We start from the raw sequence: 15310 nt of genomic DNA, 5'->3' as shown, positions 1-15310 counted from the left end.
AAATCATTAGAAATCATGCAAGCACACGAAATAGATTATCAGATTTTTGGAGAAGAAATGCAGTATGTTGAAATAGAATTAGACCCACAGGAAATTGTAGTTGCCGAGGCAGGGAGCTTCATGATGATGGAGAATAACATACAGATGGAAACTATATTTGGTGATGGCTCTCAACAACAGGGATCAGGTTTGTTTGACAAACTTCTCAATGCGGGAAAAAGAGTCCTTACTGGCGAAAGCTTATTTATGACGGCTTTTTTAAACCAAGGAAATACTAAAAGTAAAGTTTCATTTGCTTCACCGTATCCTGGAAAAATCCTTCCTATTGATTTAACACAATTTCAAGGCAAATTCATCTGTCAAAAAAGCTCTTTTTTATGCGCTGCCAAAGGTGTTTCTGTTGGAATAGAATTTTCTCAAAAACTAGGACGCGGCTTCTTTGGAGGTGAAGGTTTCATCATGCAAAAAATAGAAGGAGACGGAATGGCATTCGTGCATTCTGGAGGAACGATGGCCAAAAAAGAATTAGCTCACGGGGAAATCCTCAAAGTTGATACTGGATGCATTATCGGTTTTACAAAAGATGTTAATTACGATATTCAGTTTATTGGCGGAATCAAAAACTCTCTTTTTGGTGGTGAAGGTTTATTTTACGCAACCTTGCAAGGCCCAGGAACTGTTTATATACAATCATTACCTTTCTCTAGATTAGCTGATCGTATTATTGCTTCGGCTCCACGAGCTGGAGGAAACAGTCGTGAAGAAGGCAGTTTACTCGGAGGATTAGGCAATCTTTTGGATGGTGATAATCGATTTTAAAAATTATTTTATTCTAAATAACTACAGCTCACTTCAATTGGTGAGCTGTTTTATTTTATAAAATGCTTTTCTCAAATACAGCATTTTGCATTAGAAAGAATTAATTTTGCAATCATAAATCTTGAACTTAATTCGCAATTCCTTTGGAAACATTACTCTACAAAAACACACAAATATCCTATACTGATTCTGGAAAAGGAACTGCCGTAGTCTTACTACACGGTTTTCTGGAAAACAAAACCATGTGGGATCATTATGTATCTCAATTAAGTACAAAAAACAGAATCATTACCATCGATTTGTTAGGTCACGGTCAAACAGAAAGTTTGGGCTATGTGCAAACTATGGAAGAAAATGCCGATATGGTTTATGATGTTTTATCCAAATTACGAATTCGAAAAGCGATTTTTGTTGGTCATTCTATGGGTGGTTATGTTGCTTTGGCTTTCGCCGAATTATATCCTGAAAAGATAAAAGGATTGGTTTTACTCAACTCTACTTCCAAAGAAGACAGCGCTGAAAGAAAGAAAAACAGAGACCGTGCCATCAAAGCCGTTAAGAAAGATTACGAAACTTTCATCCGATTATCTATTTCTAATTTGTTCAGCGAAGAAAATAGAGAGAAACTCATTAAAGAAATCGAAGAAGTAAAAATTCAAGCTTTAAAAACGCCTTTGCAAGGAATCGTTGCCTCTCTTGAAGGAATGAAAATCCGAAAAGACAGAGAGTTTCTTTTACACACAACAGCCTTTCCAAAATTATTAATTTTAGGGGAAAAAGACCCTGTTCTCAACTACGAAGAAAATTTGGAACAAATAAAAGGAACAGATGTAGAACTAGTTACTTTCCACGATGGTCACATGAGTTCCATAGAAAACAAAACGGAGTTGACTACTGTTTTAACGGACTTCTTCAAGAGAATTTAAATCATACTTGGACTTAAATACTGTTTTTCAATCAAATCTGTTTTATCTTTAATTGCATGAATTTTTCCATCCTTCATTAATAAAAGTTGAGTCGCAATAGTCATTACATTTTCATAATCATGATCTGTAATTATAATTCCCTTTTTAAACGAATTCTCTTTTATCAATTGAATTACTTTTTCAACCATTAAAGGAGATAAACCATTAAACGGTTCGTCTAGCAAAACAAATTTAGAAGAGTTATAAAGCACTAATTTTATCTCCAAATACCGTAATTCTCCAGAAGATAATTGACGTATTTTTTTATTCAAAATTGATTGAATAAAATTATCTTCCAAAAATTGTTTCATTTCTAAAACTCCTATAGACAAAGAAATAGCCTTTGTAACAGAGAAATAATTTGGTATAAATTGTTCTTGATGCAGATAACTAACATCCTTAAGTATTTCTGATGTTTTGAGTTTTACTGTTCCATCAATACGAATGCATTTATTTTCAGCAGAAACAATTCCAAAAATAATTTTTAATAATGTTGACTTTCCAGAACCATTCCGACCTAACAAACCAATAATCTTACTAGTCTCACATTTTAAGTACACATCCGAAACAGCTAATTTGTTTCCAAAAAGTTTCCTAAGACTATCTACTTCTAAAACATGTTTACTCAAAATAATTTCTTTATGTAAAAAAACAAAATCATTCCTAAAATAGACAAACTAAGGGTGCAAAAATAACTTGAAATAATCAACTTCATTTTTGAAATTCCATTATTAGCATAAAACAAATAATCACTTTTTCTGTAAATTTCTTTGTAGAAAATACTAATCATAAAACCAAAGCTTGCAAAAATAAAAAAGAGGCTATCAATATTTCCAAAGAGCAAACACACCAAACAAACAGATAAATTAATAAAAAGTGTGCTTTTAAAAAACTCAAAAACATTCATCCAAGTTTTCTTCATTTGTTACAGAATTTTCTCCTCAAAAGGAATCGTTTCATCCAATATCTCATTCAACAACAAAACAATTTGCTCCAAGTAACTTGATTGTATTTCATTGTTAATAATGGCAACACTTTCTTTTTCTTCTTTCAAATTAAAAGGTAAAAACCCAGATTTAAGGTTTTTAAAAGAAATAATTCCTGCTTCAATCGGTTTCCCTTTCGCGTGTTGTTCATACATATAGGCATATGCCAAAACCTGAATAATTTTGTCACTTTTAATATCATCTGTCAATCCTTTCCAAGATTTAAGAGTAACACTCGCTTTTTCAACTTTACCGGTTTTGTAATCAATGATTCTAACTATTCCGTTGCGTTCTTCAATTCTGTCCACGTTTCCTTTAATCAAAACTGGAAAAGGCAAACTCGGATGTTCAACTATTCGTTCAAATGTTTTTTCAAGTTCCACAATTTTTATGGCATCTCCATTTTTAATGTTCTCTAATTCTACTTTTAAGAAATTTAAAACATTGCGTTTGGCCACTTCAAAAGCCAAAAGATTACGCCCTTTTTTGATTTCTCCTTCTTTGTAAACCAATTTAAATTGAATTAAAACTTCAGAATCAATTCGCTTGATACAATTTTGAATATCAAATTCAGAAATAAATTTACCAACAAAAGGTTCGTATAAAACTCGTAAAGTCTCGTGAATTATAGTTCCCAAAGTATTCAACGCAATATTTTCCTCTACTTCTTCAACTTCACTAATTCTCAAAATCTTTTGAAAATAAAACTGGATAGGATTACGAATATAACTCGTCAATGCCGAAGGTGAAAATCCTTTTTCTGCAATTTCTTTTAAGCGCAACATCACTTTTTCAGACTTTGGTATTACCATTGGTGAATAAGCTGTATCTGGCAAAACTGCATTGTAAATTTCATGAGTTAAATTATGATTTCGCTGTTTCTCAACTTCCAATTGGGTAATAAAACGGCTTTTTTCTCCTGCGTCTAATCCATCACTCTCGGTATTATAAAGCAAATAAATATTCTTGGCACGTTGCAGTAAATGATAAAAGTGATACGTATAGATGGCATCTTTCTCTTTAAAAGTAGGCAAGCCTAATTCGCGCTTCACATCATAAGGAATAAACGAATTTTGAGATTTCCCCGCTGGAAACTTCCCTTCATTCATAGAAGTAATTATTACAGTTTCGAAATCCAATACTCTGCTTTCAAGAACTCCCATAATTTGAAGTCCATTCAAAGGCTCTCCTTCAAACGAAACTTCTGCCAAATCAATTACTTGTTTGTAAATCGCATAAAGTGTATCTATTGTATCAATTTCCTTGTGTTGCGAATAATAATTAATGAGTTTATTAATTACTTTGAAAATGGCATAGACAAAAGCTTTCGTTATTTTTTCTTCCTCATTTTCATTGCTCAAATTATTCTTAACCTTCAATAATAAACTTGAAATTATTTCTAAAACTTCAACAGACCCTTTCTCCCACTTTTGAAACACTAGTAAGAATAAATCACTGACAGGATCATTTAGTTCTAATAATTTATGATGGCTAATAAAAGTATAGTTGTTTTTATTTATGATTCCAACCAGAGCGCTTGTATTTGCATACGGTTCAATTAATGGATGTGTTAATACATCCAACACATCTTTATAGTAAAATACATAACTACTATTACTTCTAGACAATGCATTGGTGTGCATTTTAAATAATTTGGCAATTAATATTTGGGCTGGGTTATTTTTACTGGAATATCCCATTGTAATATTCAAAGCACCAACAGTATTTGGCAAAGAATATAATAGTGGAATCAACAAATTCTCTTCCCCCAAAACAACAGCAACTTTATCTAATGAAGCGTTTGGATTTTTAACCGTAATATTTTCTATAATACTCCCAGCTATTTTGGCTTGACCTATAGTTTTTGGCGTACCAATGACTTGAATGTTTTTAACAGCTGAGAATTCATCAACTATCCATTCAAACGGATGCGATTTATAATGTTTCCAACTTTCTTTGAAACGTCTCAAAAACAAACCTGCATCATGATAGGGATCATTTAAAAATGTTTGATCCGCATCCCAATATATTTTAGCCTGACCTGAGGCAATAAGAAGCTGAATTATTTTTTCTTCAGAAGCGTTCAAGGCATTAAATCCTGCAAAAACGAACTGTTTTTTTTCTATTGATTTAGAAAAATGATTAATATTTTTTACTGCTTCCCGATAAATTAAACCTTGATATCCAATTCCTTTTTTTAATAAATGTTCGTATAATGATTGGTAATAATTCGGTAATAATTTCCAAAAATCAATGTAATTTTCTAGTAATTGTGTTTTGTTTTCGACTTCAATTCCCCATTTCTTAATATCTTCAATATCCTTTAAGTAGGATAAAACATGATCTGGATCTAATAAGTAACGATCAATTTCATTAAAATCTTGAAGAAGTGTCTTTGCCCAATTGGCAAAAATTTCAAAAGATTGCTGATTCTTTTTTTCAGTGATAGATAAATAGACCTCATAAAACTCAAAAAGCAGTTCTATAGGATCAATTGCTCTTATCCCAGCAATATTTTGAACAAAATCTTCAATACTTATAATTTCTGGAGAAAATATATTCTCATCAGTTTGATTTTTTAATGCTTCAACAAGAAATATTTTTGCTCGTTTATTAGGTAAAACAATAACTGTTTCAGTTAGTACATTATTATAATCTGATAGAATTACAGTTGCTATTTTATTTAAAAAAGAAATATTTGTCATTTTATAAATATAAAAAAAGCCATTCAATTAAGAATGGCTTTTTAAAATTATTTAGAGACTTGATTACAATTTACCTTCGTATACTGTACCTATGTGTCTAATTTCTGTTCTTCTGTTAAGTGCTTTACCTTCTTTAGTTTTGTTAGAAGCTACTGGTTTAGTTGAACCATAACCAGCTGAAGTTAAATTAGCAGGGTTTACACCTTTTTCAATTAACTTATCCATAACAACTTTAGCTCTATCTTCAGAAAGTTTTTGATTTATTTTAGCACTACCTGTATTATCAGTATGTCCTTCGATAGCAAATTTAGCGTTAGGGTAGTTTTTAAGGATTTCTTTAATCGCTTCTAATCTACCATCTGTAGCTCCTTTATCTGCAGTAGCTAAAACAGCTTTACCACTTACGAAGTATACAGCTCTTGCTTGTACTTTAAGATCTTGTAAAACTTGTTCAGTTACTTCTGGACATCCTTTGTTACTTGCAGGACCAGGTACTGTAGGACAAGCATCTTCTTTGTCAATTACACCATCTTTATCAGAATCCAATTCAGGACATCCACCATTTGAAGCAGGACCAGCTACTGTAGGACATTTATCAGAAGCATCTGTTACACCATCTCCATCAGTATCAGGACAACCTTTGAATTGTTTCAAACCAGCAACTGAAGGACATGCGTCATCAGGATCAGCTACACCGTCACCATCTGTATCAGCACAACCTTGGAATTCTGCTGTACCTGCAGTTGTAGGACATTTGTCTTTAGAATCTTCGATACCATCAGCATCTGTATCAGGACAACCATTGAATTGTTTTAAACCTGCAACGTCTGGACAAGCATCATCTTTATCATAGATTCCGTCTCCATCAGTATCTTTAGCACCAAACTTGAAAGTAAGACCCGCAGAATATTGAGTGTAAGATGGAGCATCTGGCGTTTGAGTACCATCATATGTTCTGTCTCCAAAAGACGCTTTATAAGTTCCTAATAATGAAAGACCTACGTTTTCAGTAAACCAAATATTTAATCCAACTCCTGGATTAACTGTTCCGTAACTTTCGTCTCCTAAGAAAGTATAACCACCACCAACACTTAATGTAGGTTCTAATACTTTAGACTTAATTAACTCCATGAAACTATATGTAACTGTAGCATCAATACCATAGTACATTAAATCTCCAGGATTCACAACAACGTTGGGAACTGTAACAAATTTATCTATTTGATTAATTGACCCTGTAAGTCCAACGATAAAACCACTACCTACGTATCTAGAAACGTTGATATAAGAAACTGAAGGAAGAATATTCCAGTTATCGCTTACTTTAAATGGCTGATCAAATTGACTTGGAAAGCCATCACCAGCACTAGATCTATAGTCAATCGCGTTTACTCCAAAACCGACAGCCCATTTATTGTTACTGTCCTGTGCTTGAGAGCTTAATCCCATCACCATCGTTACAGCAACTAAAAGTTTGTTAAGATGTTTCATACTTTGTTATTTTAATTACAATTAGTTAATTTGAGACAAAAGTAGAACGATTTTCTGTAACATCAAAATAATTTGTTAAATAAAACACTCTGTAAACATAAAATTTAACAATTATATTACAGCAAGTCTCTTACCAACAGTAACAAAAGCATTTATTGTTTTATCCAAATGTTCTTTTGTGTGAGCCGCGGACAACTGCACTCTTATCCTCGCTTTATCCTTGGGAACTACTGGAAAAAAGAATCCAATTACATAAACTCCTTCTTTTAATAACTCATTAGCCATCGTTTGAGCTAATTTTGCATCATATAGCATTACAGGCACTATTGCCGAATCCCCTTCTACTATATCAAAACCAGCTTTTTTCATTCCTGCTTTAAAATAATTAGTATTCCATTCTAATTGATCTCTCAAAGCAGTGTCCTTTTCCAACAATTCAAAAACCTTTATTGATGCCCCAACAATAGCTGGTGCCAATGAATTTGAAAACAAATAGGGCCTAGAACGCTGACGTAGCAATTCAATTATTTCTTTTTTCGCTGTTGTATATCCTCCCATTGCACCTCCTAAAGCCTTTCCCAAAGTCCCCGTGATAATATCTACACGCCCCATAACCCCTTTGGCCTCCAGCGTTCCTTTTCCTGTGGCGCCAATAAATCCAGCAGCATGACATTCATCTACCATAACCAAAGCATCATATTTATCTGCTAAATCACATATTTTATCTAATGGCGCTACTACCCCATCCATAGAGAATACTCCATCAGTAACTATTATTTTAAAACGAGCTCCTGATTCATTTGCTTTAATCAATTGTTTCTCTAACTCTTCCATATTACTATTTTCATAACGATAACGCGCAGCTTTACACAAACGAACACCATCAATTATAGAGGCATGATTCAAACTGTCTGATATAATTGCGTCATTTTCTCCAAACAAAGGCTCAAACACTCCTCCATTGGCATCAAAAGCCGCAGCATATAATATAGTGTCTTCTGTGCCATAGAAATCTGCTATCTTTTTTTCTAATGTTTTATGAATATCTTGAGTTCCACAAATAAAACGAACAGATGACATTCCAAAACCATGCGAATCCATCGCATCTTTTGCCGCTTGAATAACTTCAGGATGTGAAGACAATCCTAAATAATTATTGGCACAAAAATTCAGAACTGTTTCACCAGTTGAAATGGTGATTTCTGCACCTTGTGAAGAAGTAATAATTCTTTCTTTTTTAAAAATTCCGTTTTCTTCAATAGTTTGAAGTTCTGACTGTAAGTGTTGTTGGATCTTGCCGTACATTTTATTAAGTTTTAAAATCGAATTGTTTAAAATTGAAAAACAAAACGTTATTATTTGAACAAATATTTATTTTTTTGTTACAAATGTACTACATCGATTTCGACTCCTATATACACGAGTGCTTTTTTTAACACCTTAAAGCCCATTTTTTCTATAGCACTTTGATAATTTTCTAATTGATATTTATACTTTGGATTAGGAAGCCCAGTTTTATAATCTAACAACAAAGCTTCTTTATTTCTATTAACTACTATTCGGTCTGGTTTTATGGTACCTTTTTCTTTTTGAATGATTGTTTGCTCATTAAAAACTTCATTTCCTTCTGCAAAATAATCTATCAAATCTTTATGACTCATTATTTTGAAAATGGCATCAGTAACAGGTTCTTTTTGGATAATTGTAATTAATCCATTTTCAACAGCCTTATTAATCGCCAGATCAACATCTTTTTTTGTCTCAACAAAAGATAGTATTTCGTGAATAACGTTTCCAAATTCAATTGCTTCCAATTGATGTGTTCCCCACATTAAAGCTTCTCTTTGAGCTATTTTTATACTTTTAGGATTCATTACCTCCGAAACTACAGGAATATTTTTAGTTTTATCAATATGTTTTTCATTTGCTGATAATTTTTCAGAATTTCCAAATTGATATTCAATTAGATTTTCATCGTAAATACCCTGTTGCAGCAAATACTTTATAAAAAATGATGCCATATTACTTGGATATTCCCCATCTTTTTTAGACTTAATATTTTGAGAAATAACATATAATTGTTCTTCTGCCCTCGTCAAAGCAACATACAATACATTTATATTATCTAATAATTCCTCCTGCTTTTTTAAATTATAAATCGCAGATGCTTCTTCACCAAATTCTTCAATACCACTAGTATTATCAACCAACACTTTCGGCATATCAAAATCCAGCTCCTCAGAATTTAACCATAACTTGTCTTTAGGCTTTCTATTATAATCTTCATCGGCAAAAGGCATAATCACAACAGGAAATTCCAAACCTTTGGATTTGTGAATAGTCATAACACGAACAGCATTAGTCCCCTCGGGTGAAGGAATGCTAAATTTTTCAGAGTTTTTATCCCAATAATTTAGAAAGTCAGAGATTCCTGCCTGATTGCGAACATCTCGTTCCAAAACAAGGTCTAAAAAATATTGAACATAAGCGGTTGCCGATGGAAGCACTCCCAAACTCACATTAGTCTTTAAAAATTTTGAAATAATAACTTCAACAGCCTCATACAATGATTTTTTTCTAATGTTTTCAAAAGAGAGTTCTATATTACAATTTTCAAGCCATTTTTCGAAAGCAGATTCTTCCCTATTGTCCATGCCTTCGGCTATGAAATCGTGAACTGGCAACTGATTTTGTTTGTTTTGTGCCAGGTACTGCAAGAAATTAGCCTTTGATTCTAAATCAGAGCTGTTTTTTAAATACTTTAATATATGAATGATTAATCGAACTTCAGTTGCATTTTGAATCATCAACGTTTCTGAAGATAAAAGCGGAATACTTTGCTCCGTTAAATAATTAGCAATAGCAATACCCTGACTTCTTTTACGAGTAAGGATTACAATATCTTTATATTCAAAACCTTCTCTTGTAACTTTTTGAATGGTGTTTAAAGTCGCCAATACATATTGTTCTGTTTTATCCAAAGCTTCTTCTTCATCACCTTCCTGTTCTTCTATTTTTGGTAAAAAAGAAATATTAACGTAGCCACCCACTTTATCATTTATCTTTTGACGACTGTGGTTTTCGTATAAATCTTTATAATCTGCATTACTGAACTCATTGGACAACAATTGAAAGAAATCATTATTAAACTCTATGACTTGAGAGTAACTCCTATAGTTCTTATCTAAATGCTCTAGTTTTTTATCCGGGTTACTAAAAGGATTTTCAGCTTTACTCAACTCAATAAACTGTTCAGCTTTACCTCCACGCCATCTGTAAATGGATTGTTTCGGGTCTCCTACAATCATTAAAGTCCCTTTTTGTCCAGAATCATCTTGACCTGAAAGTGCATTATCAATAAGCGGAATCAAATTTTGCCATTGCATTTCGGAAGTGTCCTGAAACTCGTCAATAAAAAAGTGACGATAACGCTCACCCAATCTCTCGTATATAAAAGGAGCCGGCTGATTTTGAATTTCACGATGGATGATCGCATTAAACTCTGTTATCGAAAGGATATTTTGTTCGCTTTGAATTTTCGTTAATTCGTTACTTACTGTATTTAATAGCGACAAAGGAGTAATATTCCTTAAGAATGCTTTATAGAAATTTCGTTTTTCAAAGTTTTTATATATTTCAGAAAGACTTTTCAGTAAATTCGGGACAATGTTTTCTATTAAAGCTTTGTCTTTTGCTGTTTTATTAATAGCTATGTCCTCAAATTCACGAAACATTTTATTTTTTGGGTTGAATTTTCCATCTGCAATGCTTTGAAGATGATTTGGAAAAGTGCCTCTGGAGAACGATTTTAAATCAATTGCGTTTGTATCAATTAATTCTAAAAGTGCTTTGGCAAGAGTTGCATTTTCCTCTTCTAAATCTTTACAAACTTGAATTAGTTTTTCTTTTACGACAATAAAATCATTTATTGATTTATCCTGAAAATGAACTATTTCATTTCGATTATTTTCATTGAGCACTAATTTTCCGGTTTCTAAAATTTCTCGTGAAATGTCCCAGGATTTATCATCATCCGTTTTTTCTATGGTGAAATCTACAAGTAATTTGGTTAAAATGTCATCATCACCTGCTTTGGCAATAATTGCGTCTACGGCTTCAATCAGAAGATTTTCGGTATCCAAAGTTACTTCGAAAGTCATAGGTAATCCTAAATCATGAGCAAAAGCGCGAATGACTTTATGTGTAAATTTATCAATAGTAGAAATATCAAAAGCGGCATAATTATGAATAATATGCTTAATGATTTGTTGTGATTTGGTTTTGATTTGGATAATGGAAAGCTGCGTTTCACGAGCCAGATCCTGCATTAAATCCTCTGCTTTTTTTGAAGGCTCATCTTTTGCAAATTCAGATAAACTGCCAACAATTCTGCTTTTCATTTCGTGAACCGCTTTGTTAGTAAACGTAATAGCCAGAATATTTCGATAGGCGTCATTCTTATGCGCCGTTAGGATAATTTTTAAATATTCTTTTACAAGAGCGTATGTTTTTCCAGAGCCTGCCGAGGCATCGTAAATGGCGAAAGAAGGTCTTTCCATATTGATAAGTACTAAATTTATTGCCTAAATCTGATGTTGTTAAAATCTCAAAAGCCCTAGCCCCGATGGAAGGGAAAATCCTTTTTTGTTGCTTTTTCTGCAACAAAAAAGATTGGAATGACAGCGGGAAATAGCTCCTAATTACTTTATTTCTATCAATAAAAATTGTTACATCATTTTACTTGATGAAATTATAACGAAATAGAATTTTCAATTCCAAAGTTAAATGTTTAAATTTGAATAATTTTATAAATCATTAAACAACTATATTATGGCTTTTGAATTACCACAATTACCTTATGCGTATGACGCATTAGAACCACATATTGATGCTCGTACGATGGAAATACACCATTCAAAACATCACAATGCTTACACTACAAACTTGAATGCTGCTATCGCAGGAACAGATTTGGAAGGAAAAACTATCGAAAATATCTTAATAAACCTTGATAAAACTAATGCTGCTGTTCGTAATAATGGTGGTGGATTTTACAATCACAACTTATTTTGGACTGTTATGTCTGCAAATGGCGGTGGGTTACCAACTGGTGAATTACTAGAAGCGATTGAAAGTTCTTTTGGAACTTTTGAAGAGTTTAAAGCAAAATTTGCTAAAGCTGGTGCTACACAATTTGGTTCAGGATGGGCTTGGCTATGTGTACAAAAAGGAGGTAAACTTGATGTTTGCGGAACTCCTAATCAAGATAATCCATTAATGCCAGAAGTAGGTTGTGGCGGAACTCCAATTTTAGGAATGGACGTATGGGAACATGCTTATTATTTGAATTACCAAAACAGAAGACCTGATTATATCGAGGCTTTCTTCAGTGTTATTAACTGGACTGAAGTATCTAGACGTTTTGCTTTAGATAAATAACAAAAAGAGTTTCTTAAACAAGCTCTTTCTATTACCAATAGAAAATATAAAAGTCGGAAGAATTAATTCTTCCGACTTTTTTTATACTATAATTTCATTTCTATTCAATAAAAAAGGTGAAATGTTACTTTCACCCTTTTTGCCCCAAATCTACCATAAACTTAACCTACTAAAAATTATGGTATTCAAATGTATAACGAAAAAAACGATTTAAATATTATTTTCGACGAATGCCTAATAAAATCGTTAAACAACTAATCGATTGATAAACAGTAGGTTTAGCAATTAATTAGTTGTTTATTTATGAGTTAATTAACAAACTAAGAGGTGATTTTTTAAAAATAAAAAAGGTGAAATGTTACTTTCACCCTTTTTGCCCCAAATCTACCATAAACTTAACCTACTAAAAATTATGGTAGTCAAATGTACACTGTAAAAAACTATTTTTAAACTATTTTCGATGAATACCCTATAAAGTCGTTGAATTTATAATTAACTGATAAACAATTAGTTAATTTACTACTTATTCATTTAATCAACGATTTATATATAAAAAACAAGACCTTGACTTTATTCCAATAAAAAAGGTGAAATGTTACTTTCACCCTTTTTGCCCCAAATCTACCATAAACTTAACCTACTAAAATTATGGTAGTCAAATGTAATTTGAAAAAAACAATATCAATATTTTATTCGATGAATGCCCTATAAAGTCGTTGAAAAAAAGAATTGATTGATATTAAGAAAATTTAATCACTAATTATTCTTTCATAAATGACCTTTGCAAAGAAAAATCAAAATCTGACTTTATTCCAATAAAAAAGGTGAAATGTTACTTTCACCCTTTTTGCCCCAAATCTACCATAAACTTAACCTACTAAATTATGGTAGAGCAAATATACTTTAGCATTAATGATTTAAAAAATAAATTCGATAAAGTACCTACAAAGCCGATAATCGGACAATATCATTAATATGCTCTTGCATCCTTACCTTCATAAAAATTCATAAATGCTCTATTAACCACACGATTACCTCCTGGAGTAGGATAATCACCAGTAAAGTACCAATCTCCTAAATTCTTTGGACAAGCTGTATGTAAATCCTCTACTGTTTGGAAAATAATCTTTACTTCTGCGTTAATATCAGATGAACTAAGCATTTCAGCAATTTTATCTGATATTTCTTGAGGAGTGAAAGTGTCGTATATTGCTGTTACATAATTCACAACGTCGTTATCATGGAAGTTTTCTTGTGCTTTACATTTCGCATACACTTCATCTACGATATGATATAAGTTCCTTTCTTTCAACAATTCCAATGCTGCTCTAAAAGCAACTAGGCCTTCTAATTTTGCCATATCGATTCCATAACAATCAGGGAAACGAATTTGTGGAGCCGAAGAAACAATTACAATTCTTTTTGGCTTTAAACGATCCATCATTTTGATAATACTCATCTTAAGAGTTGTTCCTCTTACAATACTATCATCAATAATCACAAGATTATCAGTTGGCTTGATTACTCCATAAGTCACATCATAAACGTGGGCAACTAAATCATCTCTACTACTATCTTCAGTAATAAAAGTTCTAAGTTTAGCATCTTTTATGGCTACTTTTTCGGTTCTGATTTTTACTGAAAGTAATTCATCTAAAGTATCAGCATTTAAAGTATCCTTATTTTGAAGAATATAATTTTTCTTTCTTTGATTTAAAAAATCTTGAGCAGCTTCAACCAAACCGTAAAAAGAAGTTTCTGCTGTATTTGGAATGTATGAGAAAACAGTGTTGTCAGTATCACTATCAATAGATTCTAAAACTGCAGGCAAAATTAGTTTTCCTAAATTTTTTCTTTCCTGATAAATTTCGGCATCACTTCCTCTTGAAAAATAAATACGCTCAAATGAACATGCCTTTTTTACTGTTGGAGGTAATATTTCTTTCATAGAGACATCTCCATTCTTTTTAATAATTAAGGCGCTTCCTGGATCAATTTCATGTACTCCCTCAAAAGGAACATTAAAAACAGTTTGAATAACAGGACGTTCAGATGCTACAACCACAATTTCGTCATCTTGATAATAATAAGCTGGGCGTATTCCTGCTGGATCTCTAAAAACGAAAGCATCACCATGACCTAAAAGACCTGCCATAGCGTATCCTCCATCTAAATTTTTAGAAGAACGAGTTAATATTTTAGCAATATCAAGTCTTTCAGCAATAACTGGTGAAGCTTCTCTTTTAGAATACCCTTCAGCCTTGCAGTCTTGATACAGCTGCATTACTTCTTTATCCAGAAAGTGACCAATTTTTTCCATTACTGTAACGGTATCGGCCATTTCTTTTGGATGCTGTCCTAATTCTACTAAATTTTGAAAAAGTTCTTTAACATTCGTCATGTTAAAATTTCCTGCCAAAATAAGGTTTCTATGCATCCAGTTACTCTGACGTAAAAACGGATGTACACTTTCGATACTGTTTTTACCAAAAGTTCCATAACGAACGTGTCCTAAATACAATTCTCCTACATAAGGAATATTTGCTTTAATTTGAGAAACATTGTCTGCATACTCAGGATTAGCAGTCATTTCTTCGCTTATCCTTTCGTTTATTTGTTTGAAAACATCTTGAATCGGTTGTGCATGATTAGAACGAACTCGGCTTATGTATCTTTCACCAGGTTCTACATCCATTTTTATACTTGCAAAACCAGCACCGTCTTGACCGCGATTGTGCTGTTTCTCCATCATCAAATACATTTTTTGTATACCATAGAAAGCAGTACCGTACTTTTCTTTATAAAATTCAAGAGGTTTTAAAAGTCTAACTAAAGCTATTCCACATTCGTGTTTTAAAGCGTCGCTCATTGTTTTGTTGTTTGTAGTTGTTGGTATTTTATTGGT

9 protein-coding genes are annotated in these 15310 nt (G+C 32.4%); 3 read left to right on the top strand and 6 right to left on the bottom strand.

The window, feature by feature from the left end; genetic code table 11:
• Positions 1–15 precede the first annotated feature (15 nt).
• Together CLU82_RS09950 and CLU82_RS09945 are read left to right on the top strand one after the other, a co-directional pair.
• Positions 16–819: a TIGR00266 family protein gene (locus CLU82_RS09950; RefSeq protein WP_100842952.1), complete on the top strand. Its 804-nt coding sequence runs from the start codon at positions 16–18 to the stop codon at positions 817–819.
• 143 nt (positions 820–962) lie between these two features.
• Positions 963–1745 carry an alpha/beta fold hydrolase gene (locus CLU82_RS09945; protein ID WP_100842951.1) on the top strand — a complete coding sequence of 261 codons (783 nt, stop codon included), beginning with the start codon at positions 963–965 and terminating at the stop codon, positions 1743–1745.
• Here the strand turns inward: CLU82_RS09945 and CLU82_RS09940 are convergent.
• The 5 genes from CLU82_RS09940 to CLU82_RS09915 form a co-directional block, all read right to left on the bottom strand.
• Complete coding sequence (locus CLU82_RS09940; RefSeq protein WP_100842950.1) at positions 1742–2413, bottom strand: ATP-binding cassette domain-containing protein; 672 nt, start codon at positions 2411–2413, stop codon at positions 1742–1744. The genes CLU82_RS09945 and CLU82_RS09940 overlap by 4 nt on opposite strands.
• Before the next feature lie 296 nt (positions 2414–2709).
• Complete coding sequence (locus CLU82_RS09930; protein WP_100842948.1) at positions 2710–5475, bottom strand: PD-(D/E)XK nuclease family protein; 2766 nt, start codon at positions 5473–5475, stop codon at positions 2710–2712.
• 63 nt (positions 5476–5538) lie between these two features.
• A complete protein-coding gene (locus CLU82_RS09925; protein ID WP_100842947.1) occupies positions 5539–6966 on the bottom strand; it encodes an OmpA family protein in 1428 nt (475 codons plus the stop codon).
• 111 nt (positions 6967–7077) lie between these two features.
• On the bottom strand, positions 7078–8271 hold the full coding sequence (gene kbl, locus CLU82_RS09920; RefSeq protein ID WP_100842946.1) for a glycine C-acetyltransferase: 1194 nt from the start codon (positions 8269–8271) through the stop codon (positions 7078–7080).
• Positions 8272–8348: 77 nt separating this feature from the next.
• On the bottom strand, positions 8349–11525 hold the full coding sequence (locus CLU82_RS09915) for an exodeoxyribonuclease V subunit beta (protein ID WP_100842945.1): 3177 nt from the start codon (positions 11523–11525) through the stop codon (positions 8349–8351).
• Between the two features lie 271 nt (positions 11526–11796).
• Between CLU82_RS09915 and CLU82_RS09910 the strand changes: the two genes are divergently transcribed.
• Positions 11797–12405: a superoxide dismutase gene (locus CLU82_RS09910; RefSeq protein WP_100842944.1), complete on the top strand. Its 609-nt coding sequence runs from the start codon at positions 11797–11799 to the stop codon at positions 12403–12405.
• A gap of 970 nt (positions 12406–13375) precedes the next feature.
• Here CLU82_RS09910 and CLU82_RS09905 read toward each other — a convergent pair.
• Positions 13376–15274: an amidophosphoribosyltransferase gene (locus CLU82_RS09905; RefSeq protein WP_100842943.1), complete on the bottom strand. Its 1899-nt coding sequence runs from the start codon at positions 15272–15274 to the stop codon at positions 13376–13378.
• Between the last annotated feature and the right edge of the window lie 36 nt (positions 15275–15310).

The organism is Flavobacterium sp. 5 (assembly GCF_002813295.1).
Classification (GTDB): Bacteria; Bacteroidota; Bacteroidia; order Flavobacteriales; family Flavobacteriaceae; genus Flavobacterium.
This window is presented reverse-complemented; position numbering and strand designations above follow the sequence as displayed.

Excerpts from the sequence above, each read along its gene's own strand:
- CLU82_RS09910 (WP_100842944.1), top strand. The coding sequence starts at position 11,797 with ATGGCTTTTGAATTACCACAATTACCTTATGCGTATGACGCATTAGAA.
- CLU82_RS09930 (WP_100842948.1), bottom strand. The coding sequence starts at position 5,475 with ATGACAAATATTTCTTTTTTAAATAAAATAGCAACTGTAATTCTATCA.
- CLU82_RS09905 (WP_100842943.1), bottom strand. The coding sequence starts at position 15,274 with ATGAGCGACGCTTTAAAACACGAATGTGGAATAGCTTTAGTTAGACTT.
- CLU82_RS09915 (WP_100842945.1), bottom strand. The coding sequence starts at position 11,525 with ATGGAAAGACCTTCTTTCGCCATTTACGATGCCTCGGCAGGCTCTGGA.
- kbl (WP_100842946.1), bottom strand. The coding sequence starts at position 8,271 with ATGTACGGCAAGATCCAACAACACTTACAGTCAGAACTTCAAACTATT.
- CLU82_RS09950 (WP_100842952.1), top strand. The coding sequence starts at position 16 with ATGCAAGCACACGAAATAGATTATCAGATTTTTGGAGAAGAAATGCAG.
- CLU82_RS09925 (WP_100842947.1), bottom strand. The coding sequence starts at position 6,966 with ATGAAACATCTTAACAAACTTTTAGTTGCTGTAACGATGGTGATGGGA.